Genomic DNA, 15987 nt, shown 5'->3' on the forward strand with positions numbered 1-15987 from the left:
ATGTAGGGATCACGTAAGTTCAGACCAAGGCTAATTCGCGTCGGCAAAGTCGCGCGGGTGCGGTACCGCGCGGTGGAGGGGGCTGCGCGGTGCCGCGCGCCTCCCTCCCCCCTCTCTTTGCGGCTCCCCGCTATGCGGCGCCCTGCTTTGCAGAGACGATCGCGTCCATGTTCCGCTCGCCCCAACAGCCCAGCGGGATCAGCGCCTGGTTGAGCTGGGCGCCCAGGTCGGTCATCGAGTACTCGACGCGCGGGGGCACCTCCCGGTAGACCTCGCGGTGGATCAGGCCGTCCGCCTCCATCTCGCGCAGATGCTGGGTGAGCATCTTCTCGGTGACTCCGGTCACCTCGCGGCGCAGCTCGCCGAAGCGGAGCGTGCCGCGCTCGTACAGCGCCCACAGGATCATCGGCTTCCACTTGCCGCCGACGACGTCGATCGCGGCGTCGAGGCCACAGCTGTACGGTCCCATGTTGCCTGCGCCCACGATTCGGCCAACTCCTCGTCCGTTCAGCACTGCTGTCGATCAGCACCGCTGTGCCCATACTTGCGTCCATGACTCTCAGCGTCACTTGGGGCCCGGCAAATTCCCGACGCCTCGCACGGCAGTGGCTCGCCGACGAACCGGCGAAGGGTTCGTCCCCGTCCGAGCTCGCGGAGGTCGTCTCGGCGATGCTCGGCGCGCATGCCCAGGTCCTCTCGGCGGCCGAGCTGTCGGTGGGCATGCGGGTGGCGGACGGCACCCGGCAGTCGGTGCGCGACGCGCTGTGGGAGGCGGGGGCGCTGGTCAAGACGTACGGCCCCCGGGGCACGGTTCACCTGCTCCCCGCCTCCGAACTCCCCTTCTGGTGCGGCGCGTTGTCGGCCCTGCCCGCCGGGCGGCAGCAGCACTCGGACGGGGTGCGGCTCTCGCCCGGGCAGACCGAGGACGTCGTCGCCGCGATCGGGGAGGCGCTGCAGGGCGTCTGCCTGACGGCGGACGAGCTCACCGAGGAGGTCGTGGCGCGGACCGGGCCGTGGGCGGGCGAGCTGACGATGCCGGCGTTCCAGGGGTTCTGGCCGCGGTGGCGGACGGTGACGCATCTTGCCGCGCATCGGGGCGTGCTGTGTTTCGGGCCCGACCGGGGGCGGAAGGCGACGTACACCCGGCCGGGCGGGGCGGGTGGGGTCGTGCCTCTGCCTGCGGATGAGGCGGTCGCCGCTCTCGTACGTCGGTATCTGTACGCGTACGGGCCTGCGACCCCCGCCTCCTTCGCCAAGTGGCTTGCTGCACCGGTTGGTTGGGCCTCACAGGCGTTCGCGGCGCTCGGGGACGGGATCGAGCGGGTCGACTTCGACGGGGTCGAGGCGTGGGTGGTGGCGGGGGATGTTGAATTTCCGGATACTCCGGGTGCTCCGGGTGCTCCGGGTGTTTTGGCGCGGGGGGTGCGGTTGCTGCCCTATTTCGATGCGTTCGGGATTGCGGGATATCCGCGGGAGCGGTTGTTCGCGGGGCCGGCGTATACGCGTGCGCTGGCTCGGGGGCAGGCCGGGAATTCCCCTGTTGTCCTGGTGGACGGGGAGGTGGGTGGGGTGTGGCACCTCAAGCGGGCCGGGCGGCGGTGTGTGGTGACTGTTGAGGCCTTGGGTCGGCTTTCTGCTGCGCAGGTGCGGGAGTTGGAAGGGCAGGTTGCGCGGGTCGGTGAAGTGGTGGAGGCGCGGGGCGAGTTGGTGCTCGGGCCGGTGACCGTGGGCGCGCACGCTTGATTTTCCCCACCCCGCCCCTTCCCGAAAGTCCTGCGGACAGCCTGGGGCTTCGCCCCTGGCCCCCTTTGTCCTCAAACGCCGGACGGGCTGATGAAATCAGCCCGTCCGGCGTTTGAGGACACCGCCCGAAGGGCGGAAGGCGTCGCAGACTTTCGGGAAGGGGCGGGGAGGGGACTAATTCGGTTTTCGGGCCTCGAACAGAACCCTCGTGCTGTGGGCCACGAAGGAGCCCGACTCTTCGATCTGGTCGTGCAACACGCGGAGTTGAGGCCGATACGCCTCGACCGTGAATCCCGGCACCATCCAGATCACCTTGCGCAGGAAGTGGACGACAGCCCCAATGTCGTAGAACTCCATGCGGAGCTTCTCCGGGCGGACATCCACGAGTTCGAGCCCGGCCGCCGAGGCCTCCGCGCTCTCCAGGTCCGGATGACGCGCGTTCCGGGTCTCCTCGGGCTGCGGGCCCAGGAAGTACTCGACCACCTCGAAGACACTCGCAGGCCCGACGTGTTGGGCGAAGTACGTACCCCCGGGCGCAAGAACCCGCGCGATCTCCGAGAAGTACGGCTTTACCGGATGCCGGCTGGAAACCAGGTCGAACGCGCCGGAGGCGAACGGCAGCGGAGGCTCCTCCGCGTCCGCGACCACCGCCACACCCTGCGGGTGGAGCAGGGCCGTGGCCTTGGCCACGTTCGCCGGCCAGCCCTCCGTGGCGACGCACAGCCGGGGCCGGGCCGACGCCCTCGCGAGCGCCCCGGCCAGCACCTCGCCGCCGCCCGTCTGGACGTCCAGGGCCGCCGTGGCCCCGGCGAGGCGGCCGGACAAGGAGCGCTGATAGCCCCAGGAGGGGCGTTGCTCGGTGGCGCGGCCCTCGAACCAGGAGAAGTCCCAGCCCGCCACGGGGGCCGCCACCGCCTCGGCTACCAGCTCATCAAACGTGTGCGTATCGGACATGGATCGATCATGTCAGGGACGGCTCGCACACCACCACCGGGATTTCCCGCTCGGTCCAGGACTGGTACTCCGCGTACTCGGCGTACATCTCGACCAGGCGCGGCCACAGCTCCTCCCGCTCCGCCTTGTCCGCCGTGCGGGCGCGCATCGCGCGCAGCCAGGGGCCGGTGCGGACGAGGACCCGGGGCTCGGCCACCAGGTTGCGGTACCACTGCGTATGGACCGGCGTACCGGCGTACGAAGCGGCGACGATCACGCGGTCGCCGTCCGGCAGATACACGAGCGGCACCGTGCGCAGCCGGCCCGAGCTGCGGCCCATCGTCGTCAGGAGGCAGGTCGGCACGCTCTTCCGGAAGGCGCTGCCCAGGCGGTAGCGGCCGCCGACGCGGCCGTCCGTCGCGCGGTAGACGGCGACGTGCGCGCGGGTGATGGCCCTCAGTAGGGGCGCCATGCGGGGCGAGTCGAAGATCGCGGGGCGTTCCGTCGCTTTTGCCATGTCTGTACGCAACCACGGCGGGCTTGTCGAGTACAGGCGCTTTGCCCAACTCCCTTGATTTGGCGCTTTCTTGATCTAACGGGTCGTCCAGCCGCCGTCCAGGACGAGGTTCGCGCCCGTCATGTTGGACGACTGGTCCGAGGCCAGGAACAGCGCCGCCGACGCCACCTCGTCCGGGCGGCCGAGGCGGCCCAGGAGGGTGAGCTCCTCGAATTTCTTGCGCAGGCCCTCCGGGTCGGGGTCGGCCTGGAAGACGACCTCCAGGAGCTCGGTCTGGATCGGGCCCGGGCACAGTGCGTTGACGCGGATGCCGGCCTTCGCGTGGTCGATCGCGGTGGCCTTGGTGAGCTGGATGACGCCGCCCTTGGAGGCGCAGTACGCCGCCACGCCCGCGTCGCCGACCAGGCCGAGCTCCGAGGCGATGTTCACGATGGTGCCGCCGCCGTTTTCGGTCATTGCGGGGATGGCGTGCTTGGAGCAGAGGAAGACACCGCGCATGTTGACGCCCATGAGCCTGTCCCATTCCTCGACGGTGGTGTCGAGGATGGTTTTGGCGAATTCGATGCCGGCGTTGTTGACGAGGATGTCGAGGCCGCCGTGCGTTTTGAGCGTGTGCTCGATCAGGGCCTTGACCTGGGCTTCGTCACTCACGTCACACTTCGTGAAGTGGCCGCCGAGTTGCTTTGCCTCGTCTGTGGCGTCCAAGACGTCGGACATGACGACTGTGGCGCCCTCTTTGATGAAGCGTTCGGCGATTGCGTGGCCTAGGCCTCGCTTGGCTCCGGTGACGATGGCGGATTTTCCGGCTAGCTGCATGGGGTCATGCTGCCCCACCGGTGGGGGTGCGGCTTGGGGCCAAAGTCCCGTCTCGTACGTTCCTTTTCCCCACCCCGCCCCTTCCCGTAAGGCTGCCGCCGGCTTCAAAGGATTGTCCTCGATCGCCGGACGGGCTGATTCATCAGCCGCCTGTCCCTCAGTTGTCGAACTGGGCCAGTGGGATCGCGTACAGGCGTCGGTCCTTGGGCCATTCCCCGCGCTTGATGCCCCACGCCCGGTCGGCGCACACGGCGAAGACGTCGTCGCCCATGCAGGCGGCCCACAGGATGAACTTCTCCGGCAGGGTGCGGACCGGGCCCCTGTCGCCCGTCGCGGGGTCGAAGCGCGACAGGTGGTTGGGCTTGCCGGCGACGCCGAAGATCAGTGGGGTGTCGGGGCCGCTTCCGTTGTTCCCGGCCAGGCTGTAGTGCACCAGGTCGTCATGGCTCCAGAGCTCGGCTCCGGTGCGGGGGTCGACGCCCAGGGTCCGCATCCTCTTCTCGTCCGGAACCTCCTGCTGGACGACGAGCACATCGCCCGCAAGGTAGGAGTACAAGCTGTCGCGCACGGACCAGAGCTTCTTGCCGTCGGTGGCGGACCAGGCTTCGCCGGTGCCGACGAGCAGCTTGCCCTCGGGAAGGACCTCCGGTTCCTCGCGGTCCTTGTACGTGGCGAGTACGTCGCCGGTGGTCGCGTCGACGACGACCACGTCCCCGTCGTTGGCGAAGAAGAGACGGTCGTCGACCGCGCCCTTGAAGACCGAGGTCACGAACTCCGAGTGGTCCGCGAACGTCCAACTCCACAGCAAGGCCCCGCCCTTGTGAAGAGCGTCCCAGCTGCGGCTGTCCAGGCGGGCCAGGACCAGCGAACCGGCATCGACGACCGTGGTGTACGCCCCCGTGTCGTCCTCGCTGGTGTGCCGCCAGAGCTCGTTCCCGCTCTTGGCGTCCAGCGCGCAGACGTACTGGGCGACCGCGACGTAGAAGCCGCTCTCGGACACGACGGCATCGATGCCGGAGGTGACGTCGTCGTCGCCGAGGGGCGCGAACTTCCAGACGACGGATCTGTCATCGGGGTCGATGGCGTGCAGCTCGCTGGAGTCCACCGCGAAGTAGAGGGAGCCGTCGGGCCCCGTGACCGGCGCATCGACCTGGTCGTGCGCGCGCCAGCGCTCCTCACCCGAGGCCAGTTCACGAGTGAGCCAGCGATTGTCCCCGTCTGTCTCGTGGGTCAGGACGAGTGAGCCGAGCGCCTCGACCGGGCTGTCCCTGGCGGCCCGCTTCCACCGGGGTGCCAGCTCCCCGTTCTGGCCCACCTGACCCGCGCCGCCCTTGTCTCCCTCTCCCTCGCCTCCCCCGCCCTTGTCCCCTCCGTCGTCCTCCAGCACCTTCGGTACGACCACCACGGTCGTCGACACCGCGGCCAGGCCGATCACCCCGAACAGCACGGTCCGCCGTGACACCGGCCGCCCGGAGACCGGAGCTGGGGCCGCATCCGGAAGCGCAGGGTGCATCGGCGGCGCGGCGGGCCGCCCCGTCGTCTCCCCCGCGCCCATCTCCCGCGCGATCGCCCCGAGCCGCGCCGCGGTCTCAGCGGCCGAAGGGGGGCGGTTCTCCGGGGACTTGGCCAGCAACTCCGCCACCAGAAGGTCCAGCTCCGCAGGCAGCCCCGGCCGACGCGTGGACGGCGGGTCGGGGACCTCCGAGGCGTGGGCCACGATCTGGGCCAGGGCGTCCCGGTCGCCGAACGGCGGCTGCCCGGTGAGGAGTTGATGGAGCAGGCAACCCAGCGAGTAGAGGTCGGATGCCGCCCCCACCTCCTCCCCGCGCGCCTGCTCCGGCGACATCCACGGCGCGCTGCCCAGTACGCCGCCGGCCTGGCTGAGACGGTCCAAGCCGAGGTCACGGTGGAACCAGGCGATGCCGAAGTCGAGGACGCGGACCGTGCCGTCGGGGCCGAGGACGGCGTTCGCGGGCTTGATGTCGCGGTGGACGATGCCCGCGTCGTGCGCCGCCTCCAAGGCGACGCAGATCTGCCGGGCCCAGTCCACGGCCTGCGCCGGGGCGGGCGGGCCCTCGGCGGTCAGGACGCGGTCGAGGGCACGGCCCGGGGCGAGGGCCATGACGATGTAGAGCGTGTCGCCATCCCGGCCGAAGTCATGGACGGTGACCACGTGTTGGTTGTCGGAGAGCCCCGCCGCAGCCCGCGCCTCGCGTTCGAGCCGAGCCGCCGCCTCCTCGGTGACTCCGGGCCCCGCGACGGTCTTGACCGCGACCTCCCGGTGCAGCACCAGGTCCTCGGCCCGCCACACGACACCCATCCCACCCGCGCCGAGCCGTTCGGTCAGCCGGTAGCGCCCGGACAGCACGGTCTCCGCCACTGGTCCCTCCCCGTAGCTCACTCTGTATGTACGCCATGTACGCCGACATGTACGCCACGTACGCCACGTACGGCGACACGCGATCCGGCGGTTGCAGGCTACGGCCCCCGGATCACTCTTGGAGCCTCAATACCCCTCTGGCACACTGCAGTTGCACTGACCACTTGACTGATCACGAGCAACTCAAGAGCGCACGGGGGCAGCAGGACATGTGGGGGCGGGGAGTAGTCCTCGGCGGGCGATACACGCTGGCCGGGCGGCTCGGAGGCGGGGCCCAGGGTGAGGTCTGGCGGGCCGAGGACGATGTGCTCGGGCGGCAGGTGGCGGTCAAGATCCTGCTGCCCGCGCTGGTCGACGACGCGGCCTTCATGGAACGGTTCCGGCGCGAGGCGCGGCTGCTCGCGGGCCTCGACCACCCCGGAATCGTAGGCGTCCACGACTACGGCGAGGGGCGCCACGACGACCAGTTGATCGCGTACATCGTCATGGAGCTCATCGAGGGCCGGTCCCTCGCAGAGGTCCGGGCCGAGAGCGGGACGCTGCCCGTCGAGCGCACCCTGGAACTCGTCGCCCAGGCCCTCGACGCCCTGCACGCCTCACACACCCAGGGCGTCGTGCACCGCGACATCAAGCCGTCCAATCTCATGCTCCGACCCGACGGCCGCCTCAAGGTCACCGACTTCGGGATCGCCCGCGCCGCCTCGTCCACGAAGCTCACGGCGTCCGACGCCGTGATCGGCACCGCGCTCTACATGGCCCCCGAGCAGGCCGAGGGCACCAGCACCGGCACGGGTGCGGCCTCGGACCTCTACTCGCTCGGCGTCGTCACGTACGAACTGCTCACCGGGGAGCTCCCGTTCACCGGTGACACAGTCCTGGAGATCGTGCTCAAGCACATCCGGGAACCCGCGCCCGAGCTGCCCGACACCTTCCCCTCGCCGGTACGTTCCTTCGTCGCGCGTGCCCTGGCCAAGAGCCCCGACGACCGGTTCGCCGACGCGGCGGCGATGGCGGCCGCGGCGCGGCGCCTCGCAGCGGGCGGGGCGGGCGGGGCGCAGGAGACGGAACCCGTACCCGCTCCGGCACCCGCACCCGTGCCGGTGCCCGTGCCCGTGCCCGTGCCCGTGCCCAAGGCGGAGTCCGCACCCGCACCCGCGGCCGCCACCACCCAGGCCACCCGCCGACAGCGGCGCCGCACTCCGCTCGTCGTGCTCGGCGCGGTCCTCGTACCGGCCGTGGCGGGGACCGTCCTGTACCTGGTCCCGACCCCCCGCTCCACCGACGCGAACAAGCCGCCCGCCGCCGGACCCGGCGCCGCCGACTCCGGTGGGGGCGGCCAGAATTCACAAACGCCGCCCGGCAAGTCCGGCAACCCCAGCGACAAGGCGAAGCCGAAGGGTGAGGACAAGGAGAAGGAAAAGGACGGGGACGGCGGGGCGGCGGGAGCGGCCGTCTCCGGCGGCGGGGGAAGTGGCGACCCGGGCGCCGACTCCGGGCAGGACGGCGGGAGTTCGGGCGACGGCGGGGGCAGCGCGAGCGGCGGCTCGGACAGCGGCAGCGCGTCGGGCGGCGGTTCGGGCGACGGCGGCGGCTCAGGTGGCGGCACGCCCGCCGGCTGCGGCGGCGACAACTGGGGCGCGATCACCAACGTCGGCTCCGGAGTCAAGGTCGGCCTGGCCGACGCCGGCCCGAAGGTGAACGGCAAGGTCGTCATGGGCGGGCACACGGAGTACGGCTGGGTGAAGGCGACCGGCCAGCAGGGCAGCGTCTCCTTCAAGTCCTGCAACCTGAGCAAACCCGAGCTGTCGTCGCACGCGGCCTCCTGGGACAGCACCCCGCAGACGATCCTCACGGGGTCGCCGAGCAGCCTCTCCACCCTCTGGAACCCGGAGAAGGCCGGCACCTCGGGCGCGTACTACCTGCAGGACTTCAACGGCAACAACTGCCTGACCGACAACGGCGCGGGCAAGCAGCTGACCGTCGTCACCTGCACGCCCGGGAGCAAGTCCCAGCAGTGGCGGATTCCCTGACCGGCCGGTCGATCCCTCGTACGTACGGACAGTTGATGGCCATGCCGGAATCGGCGAGGGTTCTGACATGGGGGACGGGGACAAGGACGGGGACGGGGACTACGGGCTCTTCGGCGACGTCGACGACATCGACGACATCGACGACATCGACGACCCGGACGACCTGGGCGACTTCGGGGGCTTCGGCGGGGGCTTCGGCGACGGCGGCGGCATAGAGCCGGTCTCGGCGATGGTCGGGGTCGCGGTGCTCATCGCGGCCTGCTGGAGGGTCACGGACCGTTCCCGGCGGGCGCGCTATCTGTGGGCGGTCGTCGCGGTGACTGCGGTCGGCCTGATCCTCCAGTACGTCAACTACAACGACTCGGGCTTCTGGTCGCGTGCGCGGGCCGAGCACGACCTGATCCAGATGATCGTGATGGCGGGCCCTGGCGGCGTGGCCGCGCTGCTGCGGCTGCTGTTCAGCGGGGCCTCACGCGGCTGACCGCAGGGCCTCGCGGATCCGGGCGATCACCAACTCCGGGGCCGCGAAGACTTCCACGGCCGTGAACCGCAGAACCAACGCCACCTCCGGGCAGCTTTGCAGCGCGTTGAAACGGGCGACGTCCCGGTCGTGGGCGGCGCGGCTGCCGTGGAACGCGTACCCCTCGATCTCGACGACCACCCGCTTCGCCCGGAAGAGGAAGTCGACGCGCACCCGCCGCCCGCCTGCCACGTCCAACTCGACCTGCGACTCGGGGTGCAGCCCCGCGTCCTGGAAGCGCAGCCGGGCGACCGTCTCCGCCGGGGACTCGCACTTCGGGTCGGCGAGCGCGAGCCGACTCCGGACCTCCGCCCGCCCCCGCGGCGGCAGCGCGTCGACGGCCGCCGTCAACTGGGCGAGCGTGACGAGCGGCGCGCGCCGCTGCCGGCAGGTCAGCGCCGAGTCGACGGCTACGAGCGCCTCGTCCCGCCCCTCCGAGCGGAGCAGGTCGGCGAGGGTCCGGGCCGGCGTCGTCAGACGCGGGGCGGGAGCCGTCGCCGGGCGGAGGGTCGTGACCTCTTCGGGCCGCAGCGCAGCTCGGTGGACCTTCCCGTCGCGGCTGGTCCCGCTTCCCCAGCGTTCGTTCGTGAACTCGGGCGGTACGCGGTCGAGTTCGCGTACGCCGAGCAGTTCGATGCCCCAGAGCGCGGCAGCCGCACGGTGGCTGGCGACCAGTTCCGGGTCCACGAGCTGGATCGCCCGTACGCGCAGGCCCAGGTCGATCTCGCGGCCGGGCTCGGCCCAGGCGCCGTAGTGGATGCGCCGCCAGCCCGCCCGGACCAGGCTCCGCCTGACGGTCTTCCCCTCCACCTCACCTCTCCGCACGAGCCACCGGCTCAAGAGAACTCCGCCGCAAGCGGCAACCCCTAGGAAGGACGACGCTCCCCCGACTCCGACTCCGACTCCGACCACGCCCCCAACCCCGACCATGCGCCCATGATCCCCGGCGGCGCACATCTCCGCTGGGCCTGTGGATAACCCTCCGGGTAGCGGCGGTTGGGGGCTGGGGGCTGCGCCGAGGGCGGGCGGAGCTTGCGGAGGTCGGGGCTTGGGGAAGTCGGGCTGGCGGGCCAGCGGGCGGTCGGGCGGGCCGGCGAGTCGCGAAGTCGCCCTTCGGCGGCTGGTCAAGAACGAGATTGCGTGGCTGGTGGGGGTGGGTGGTGCAGGTGGCCTCCGCTCCTTTCGTCGTCGGCTGCGGCGGCTCGTGGGCTGGCTTTCCCCCATGACGGTCAGTACGGGCCCCTGGATTTGCGCATCGCCGACAGGAGGACCGCCTGGGAAGGGAAAGACGCAGCAGCGGGGAGGGAGGGGCTGGGGTGGGAGGGAGGGGCTGGGCCGGGGAGGGAAGGGCGCGGGGCCGGGGAGGCCGAGGCCGGGCCGGGGGGCGGAGCCGGGGAGGGGAGGCCGAGGCCGAGGAGGGGAGGCCGAGGCCGAGGAGGGGAGGCCGGGGCCGAGGAGGGGAGGCCGAGGCCGAGGAGGGGAGGCCGGGGCCGAGGAGGAAGGGGCGCGGGGCCGAGGAGGGGAGGCCGAGGCCGAGGAGGAAGGGGCGCGGGGCCGAGGAGGGGAGGCCGAGGCCGAGGAGGAAGGGGCGCGGGGCCGAGGAGGGGAGGCCGAGGCCGAGGAGGAAGGGGCGCGGGGCCGGGGCCGGGGAGGCCGGGGCCGGGCCGGGGCCGAGGAGGCCGGAGCCGAGGAGGCCGGAGCCGAGGAGGCCGGGGAGGGAGGAGGCCGGAGCCGAGGAGGGAGGTCGAGGCGGGGGCGGAGCCGGGGAGGGAGGGGGCGGAGCCGGGGAGGGAGGGGGCGGAGCCGGGGGTGCAGGAGCCAACTGAGGGAAATGGGGCCAAGGAATTGGGACAAAGAGGGGCACCAACTGCCCCCTATCCCCCACCTGTCGAATCTGCCCTCCCTCCGCTCCCGCGCTCCCGCGCTGCCCGCTCCCGCGCCACCCCGCTCCCCCTCTCCGCCGCTGCCCCGCCCTCCGCCACCCCGCTCCGCCGCTGCCCTGCCCCTCCGCCGCCCCGCGCCTACGCTCCCGCGCTGCCCCGCTCCTCCGCCGCCCGCGTCCACGCTCCCCTGCTCCTCCGCTCCTCCGCTCCTCCGCTGCCCCACCCCTCCGCCACCCCGCGCCAACGCTCCCGCGCTGCCCAGCCCCTCCGCCACCCAGCCCCTCCGCCGCCCGCGTCCACGCTCCCCCGCTCCTCCGCTCCCCCTCTCCGCCGCTGCCCCGCCCTCCGCCACCCCGCTCCGCCGCCGCCCTGCCCCTCCGCCGCCCCGCGCTGCCCCGCTCCTCCGCTCCTCCACCGCTCCGCTCCTCCGCCGCCCCGCGCCCCCTCCTCCGCCGCCCCGCTCCCCGCTGCCCCGCGCCCGCGCTGCCGCTGCTCCCGCTCGCCTGCCTCTCTCCCTGCTTCCCCTCCCTCCTCCTCCCTCCTCCCTCCTCCTCCCTCCTCCTCCCTGCTGCTGTCTTTCTTGTCTTTCTCTCCTCGGGGCGGAGGGGCTTCGGGCTGTTCGTCGCTGGTGATCGCCCTCGTATGCCCGTACTGACAGTCATGGGGGAAAGTCAGCCGGCGAGCCGCTGCAGTCGACGACGAAAGGAGCGGAGGCCACCTGCACCAGCCGCCCCCATCAGCCACGCAATCTGGCTCCTACCGCGCGCAACGCCTCCGGACGCGAGGTTCTGCCACCACCTCGTCGCGAGGGCGACGGTGGGGGCTCGCTGTGGAGTGGCCGGCTACGGGTTCCCGGGGCCCGGCTGCGCGGGCGGCTGTGGGGTCGGGGGCTGGGTCAGGTTGCCGGTGACCGAGCCGAAGACGCTCGTCGGGCTCAGGCCCAGGCGGGGGCCGCGCCAGGCCAGGCCGAGGCCGAGGAGGATGGCCGGGGCGATGACGGAGATCGCCGTGGCGGAGATCTTGAGCGCGACCAGGCCCCAGATCGCGCCGGCCGTCGCGGCGACCATGAGCAGGATGATCGCGGCGTCGGCCGCGCGCCTGGCCCGGCTGGGGAGCGGCTCGGGCAGGGGCGCTGTCTGCGTGTCGGCCTCGTCGAGGAGGGCCAGCCAGCGGCCCTCTCCTGACCGTTCGGCGAGGGTGACTGTCTTCCGGGCGAGCTCGTCCAGGGCGGGGGTGCCGTCCCGGAAGACATCGGCGACGGCGGCCCGCAGGGCGTGCTGGACGCGGGCGATGTACTCGGCGAGCTCGCGTTTTCGCTTGGGACTGCCGTACACGTGGCCCGCCTCGGCGAAGCGCGACAGGGAGCGGACGACCCTCTCCACCTCGCGGTCGAGCGCCAGTACGTCACTCTCGCCGTCCGCGACCTCCTTACAGGCCATCAAGACGTCACAGCACTGGAGTTGGAGAAGTGCGGGGGCTTCAAGGCTCCGCAATCGACGAATGGAGAAGAACCATGCGTCGCGGACGAGCCAGATGACCAGAGACAGCGGTACGGCATAGGTCAGCGCGCCACCCACCCACCAAGGTTCGTCCGGCGCCCCGGCTTCGAGCAGGACGGTCACCGCCAGGAAGGCGACACTTTCAACCATCCAGACAAAGCCCCAGGCGAGGAGGCCTGCGTAATACCCCACAGCCAGCCGGAGGCTCTTCTCCAGCTCCGCATCCCGAGTGGTGAACGGCCGACCAAACCGCGCGGCGGTCGCGGTGAGCGCATCGGGATCGTACGACTTCAGGTTCTGCGACAGATGACCGCCAAGGAGCCTGAAGAGCCGCCTCTCGCTTCGCCAAGGCCTGGCCTTTCGCAGCCATTTCTCGTACTGCTCGCGCAGGAGGACCAACATCAAGGCAGCGCCACTCGCCGCCACCATCACGTTGCCGATCACCTCACCCGACAAGGCTCCCCCTCCCACAGCACAACCGGGCCGCAGCGACTACGGCCCGGTTCGCGAGGGCCCGATCGTCCCACGAACTGCCGTGCTGCTCAGGCGAGTTGGCCGTACGTTGAGGACATGAAACGTCGACGTGTGTTGGCTGTCGTGCTGGCGGTCGCCTTCGCAGCGGGTTGCGGCAGCGGCAAGGGCGGCGAGGACCGTTCCGGTCCGCCGGACGGCGCGCGGAGTTCGGTTGAGGCGTATGTGAAGGCGCTCAACGCGCGTGACGTCGAGGCCTTGCTGGCGGTGGGTGGTACTCCCGACGAGGCGTGGTCGCGGAAGCAGGCCGGCCGGGTTCTGTCGGGCAAGGGTGGACGTGGACTCACGGTGGAGGACGTGTCGCTGACGTACGACCGCATGGGGATCTTCCTGGCCGACGCGAAGCTGGTGGCCAAGGACAAGGACGGCGGGGCGGTTCGGGAGAATCTGGAGCTTGCCCATGAGGGGAAGTGGACGGTGATCCTGTTCGAGCACCCTGCCGATCCGGGCAAGCCTACGTCCGGCACCAGCCGGACATAGGCGGCCCTCCGCCCCCTCGCCCTTTCGTGCCCGGCGGTCGCGCTACCCCGCCGCGTGCGCCAATGGGGCCCTGCTGACCGCCAGTTGGCCGTACGTCGCCGTCGACGCGTGCGGCAATACCGCCCACATGCGGGTACCGCCGGAGGGTTCGCGGGCGTCGCCGAAGCCCCATTCGCCCTTGCAGGTGCGGACGACGCAGGCGAGGAGGCGGAGGCTTGCTCGGCGGCGGGCGTCGCATTGTGCGGCGAGGCGGGGGTTCGCGTGGCGGGGATGGCCGTCGTAGAGGATCACTCGGAGGGCACCCTCCCGGTAGCGGAGCGATACGTAGACCTCGGAGGTTGGGGTGAACTGGCATGCCGTTGCGGTCAGTTCGCCGACCGTTTGGACTGCCGCGTCCGTGAGGGATTGCAGGCCGTGTTCGGCGAGGATGCGGCGGGTTGCCGCGCGGGCGATGGCGGGGGTTGCGGGGCCCGTTGGGAGGGTCAGGCTGTACGTCAGCTCGTCGGGGGCGGGTGGGTTGATGGTGGCGAGCTCGGTCTGGCAGGTGGCGGGCATGGTGAGGGACATCCCTAACTCCCTTGCGTTGGTGGGTGGTTGAGCGGGCGGTGGCGATGTCTCCGGGCATGCCGGAGGTGCACTTCCGCCACGCGTACTGCGTGACCGTTGCGCTACTCACTGTAGGGCAGGGCGGAGTACGTGTACTACGGAACGCCGGAATACACTGAGCCGCATGCCGCCGAGAAGCACACCAACGGAGCGACAGCGACGCCTCGGCGCAGAGTTGCGCAAGATGCGGGTCGCTGCCGGGATGACCACCGAGTACGCCGCCGGACTGCTGGGCGTCCCCCGCACCAACGTGCCCAACATGGAGTCCGGCCGTTCAGGCATCAGCGCCGATCGCGTACGCACTCTCGCGGGCAATTACGGCTGCCCGGACCAGGGCCTCGTGGATGCACTGGCCTCGATGGCCACCGAGCGCGACAAGGGTTGGTGGGAGACGTACCGGGGCCAACTCCCTGTCAGCTTCCTGGACATCGCCGAAATGGAGTGGCACGCCACCAGCCTGCGTATCGCCCTGACCGTGCACATGCCGGGGATACTGCAGACCGAGGAGCACGCCCGCGCCGTCTTCGAGGCGGTGATCCCCCGCCTGCCCGCCGCCGACATCGACGTGCGTGTGGCCCACCGCATGGACCGTCAGCAGGTACTGGAGAACGCGGAGCCGCCGAGTGTCGACGTGATCGTCCACGAGGCCGCGCTGCGGATGCAGTTCGGTGGACCGGGCGTCGCTCGGCGGCAGTTGGAGCGCCTTCTGCAACTGAGCGAGCGGGACAGCGTTGCGCTGCACGTCATCCCGTTCAAGGCGGGGAGCTTCCCTGGCGCCGGGCAGTCCGTCATCTACGCCCAGGCGAACGTGCCGCCGCTCGACACCGTCGAGCTGGACAGCACCCATGGCGCGGAATTCATCGACACGGAGATGCAGTTGCAGAAGTATCGGGCCCAGCTCGACGCGATGGAGTCCGTCGCCCTAGCGCCCGCCGCCTCGCGCGACTTCATCCGTACCCTCGCCAACGACCTGTAGGAGGCCTCAGCCGTGCCGACCATCACTTGGGAAGACCCGTTCTGCGGGGAAGGCGCGAACTGCTTCAGGCTCGGCACAGACCCCGACGGCAACGCCTACATCGCGGTCGCCGGCCAGGAGGACCGTTACCTCAAAGACGGCCCGGACGCGTTGCGAAGCCTGATCCTGGACATCAAGGCAGGGAAGGCCGACCACCTGCTCTGAGGAGTGGCTCATGGGTCCCGAAGGGTTCTTCGTCGACACCGCGGAAGACTTCGCCGAAGTTGCCGCCGAGTTGGGCCTGGAGGGGCCCGAGAACGACGGCACGATGGTGCTCTTCCCCGTGGTCAGGTACCGGACGGACCGCGTGAGGTACGACTTCGGCATCGATGTGCGGGAGCGCCACTCCGTGGCGAGGGTGTCCCTCAGGACGGACTCCGGCGCCCTGACGATGAACCTCACGGACCTCGCGGAGGCCCTCGGGGTCATGGACCGCACCCGCAAGGGCAGGTTGAAGGACTCCCCGGGGCTGAACGGCCCCCTCGTACGGCTCGTCCATCCCCTCGTCACGGGCGAGGGGGCGGAAGAGCTGATGCGGGCCGCGGGGGCGAAGGAATACACCAGGTTCTGGTAGCGCAAAGGGGCCGGGCCGCACCTCGAAGGTGCGGCCCGGCCCCGTCGCCTGTCAGTCGACGTAATCCTTCGTGCCCGGCCGCGAGCACAGGACGATCGCGATCACCGAGAGGGCGAACGCGGTGACGAACCCGATGATCTGGGCCTGCGCCGACTCGGTGTCGAAGTCGGCCTGGGCGATCATCGCGCCCATCGCCACGCCGGACAGACCGGCGATGATGCCGAGCTGCATGGTCAGCCGCTCGGCCCCGTTTCCGTCGCCCGCCAGGAGCTTCCCCGCGTTCCGCGCTATGGACAGGCCGAACAGCGTGAGGACCAAGCCGATGATCGGGCCGAAGCCGGACTCGAAGGTCTTGATCCCGATGTACGCCGCGTAGCAGGCAATGGTCCCGCCGATCAGCATCGCGAAGACCCCCGCGGCCGTCGCGATGCCCGGCCGGGATGGGTTGGCCATGGAGTGC

Annotated in this window: 16 protein-coding genes; 7 read left to right on the plus strand and 9 right to left on the minus strand. The window is 71.0% G+C overall.

All coding sequences use genetic code 11. From position 1 onward, the window contains the following. Positions 1–130: 130 nt before the first annotated feature. The gene (locus tag OG430_RS19025; protein WP_327359146.1) at positions 131–469 is read right to left on the minus strand and encodes a winged helix-turn-helix transcriptional regulator; all 339 of its coding nucleotides are present in this window, start codon (positions 467–469) and stop codon (positions 131–133) included. 83 nt (positions 470–552) lie between these two features. Here OG430_RS19025 and OG430_RS19030 point away from each other — a divergent pair, with 83 nt between their 5' ends. Beyond that, on the plus strand, positions 553–1743 hold the full coding sequence (locus tag OG430_RS19030) for a winged helix DNA-binding domain-containing protein (RefSeq protein WP_327353734.1): 1191 nt from the start codon (positions 553–555) through the stop codon (positions 1741–1743). Between the two features lie 174 nt (positions 1744–1917). Here OG430_RS19030 and OG430_RS19035 read toward each other — a convergent pair whose 3' ends face one another. The 4 genes from OG430_RS19035 to OG430_RS19050 all read right to left on the minus strand — a co-directional run bounded on the left by OG430_RS19035 (position 1918) and on the right by OG430_RS19050 (position 6389). After that, positions 1918–2697, minus strand: a complete 780-nt coding sequence (locus OG430_RS19035) for a class I SAM-dependent methyltransferase (RefSeq protein WP_327353735.1) — start codon at positions 2695–2697, stop codon at positions 1918–1920. 7 nt (positions 2698–2704) lie between these two features. Next, entirely contained in the window at positions 2705–3193 is a 489-nt protein-coding gene (locus OG430_RS19040) for a nitroreductase family deazaflavin-dependent oxidoreductase (protein WP_327353736.1), read from the minus strand. A 75-nt stretch (positions 3194–3268) separates the two neighbouring features. Beyond that, entirely contained in the window at positions 3269–4009 is a 741-nt protein-coding gene (locus OG430_RS19045; protein WP_327353737.1) for an SDR family NAD(P)-dependent oxidoreductase, read from the minus strand. A gap of 157 nt (positions 4010–4166) precedes the next feature. Continuing rightward, the gene (locus OG430_RS19050) at positions 4167–6389 is read right to left on the minus strand and encodes a serine/threonine-protein kinase (RefSeq protein WP_327353738.1); all 2223 of its coding nucleotides are present in this window, start codon (positions 6387–6389) and stop codon (positions 4167–4169) included. 164 nt (positions 6390–6553) lie between these two features. On the opposite strand from OG430_RS19050, the gene OG430_RS19055 reads away from it, so the two are divergent. Together OG430_RS19055 and OG430_RS19060 are read left to right on the plus strand one after the other, a co-directional pair. After that, entirely contained in the window at positions 6554–8419 is a 1866-nt protein-coding gene (locus tag OG430_RS19055) for a serine/threonine-protein kinase (RefSeq protein ID WP_327353739.1), read from the plus strand. A gap of 67 nt (positions 8420–8486) precedes the next feature. Then, positions 8487–8900, plus strand: coding sequence for a hypothetical protein (locus OG430_RS19060; protein ID WP_327353740.1), 414 nt, complete (start codon positions 8487–8489; stop codon positions 8898–8900). Here the strand turns inward: OG430_RS19060 and OG430_RS19065 are convergent. Both OG430_RS19065 and OG430_RS19070 read right to left on the minus strand, forming a co-directional pair. Next, on the minus strand, positions 8889–9749 hold the full coding sequence (locus OG430_RS19065) for an endonuclease domain-containing protein (protein ID WP_327353741.1): 861 nt from the start codon (positions 9747–9749) through the stop codon (positions 8889–8891). The two genes, OG430_RS19060 and OG430_RS19065, sit on opposite strands and share 12 nt — an antisense overlap. 1915 nt (positions 9750–11664) lie before the next feature. Continuing rightward, positions 11665–12777, minus strand: coding sequence for a hypothetical protein (locus OG430_RS19070; RefSeq protein WP_327353742.1), 1113 nt, complete (start codon positions 12775–12777; stop codon positions 11665–11667). A gap of 114 nt (positions 12778–12891) precedes the next feature. On the opposite strand from OG430_RS19070, the gene OG430_RS19075 reads away from it, so the two are divergent. Next, positions 12892–13332, plus strand: coding sequence for a hypothetical protein (locus tag OG430_RS19075; protein ID WP_327353743.1), 441 nt, complete (start codon positions 12892–12894; stop codon positions 13330–13332). A gap of 42 nt (positions 13333–13374) precedes the next feature. On the opposite strand, the gene OG430_RS19080 is transcribed toward OG430_RS19075, so the two are convergent. Next, positions 13375–13899 (minus strand): ATP-binding protein, encoded by a 525-nt coding sequence (locus OG430_RS19080; protein WP_327353744.1) that lies wholly within the window; start codon positions 13897–13899, stop codon positions 13375–13377. Between the two features lie 163 nt (positions 13900–14062). Here OG430_RS19080 and OG430_RS19085 point away from each other — a divergent pair, with 163 nt between their 5' ends. Genes OG430_RS19085 through OG430_RS19095 form a run of 3 tightly spaced genes read left to right on the plus strand, consistent with a single transcriptional unit; the run spans position 14063 to position 15527 of the window. Beyond that, on the plus strand, positions 14063–14914 hold the full coding sequence (locus tag OG430_RS19085) for a helix-turn-helix domain-containing protein (RefSeq protein WP_327353745.1): 852 nt from the start codon (positions 14063–14065) through the stop codon (positions 14912–14914). A 12-nt stretch (positions 14915–14926) separates the two neighbouring features. Next, positions 14927–15118 (plus strand): hypothetical protein, encoded by a 192-nt coding sequence (locus OG430_RS19090; RefSeq protein ID WP_327353746.1) that lies wholly within the window; start codon positions 14927–14929, stop codon positions 15116–15118. Positions 15119–15128: 10 nt separating this feature from the next. Further along, entirely contained in the window at positions 15129–15527 is a 399-nt protein-coding gene (locus OG430_RS19095) for a hypothetical protein (protein WP_327353747.1), read from the plus strand. Positions 15528–15578: 51 nt separating this feature from the next. Here the strand turns inward: OG430_RS19095 and OG430_RS19100 are convergent, their stop codons facing one another. After that, positions 15579–15980, minus strand: a complete 402-nt coding sequence (locus OG430_RS19100; protein ID WP_327353748.1) for a hypothetical protein — start codon at positions 15978–15980, stop codon at positions 15579–15581. Positions 15981–15987 lie beyond the last annotated feature (7 nt).

This window comes from Streptomyces sp. NBC_01304 (assembly GCF_035975855.1).
Classification (GTDB): Bacteria; Actinomycetota; Actinomycetes; order Streptomycetales; family Streptomycetaceae; genus Streptomyces.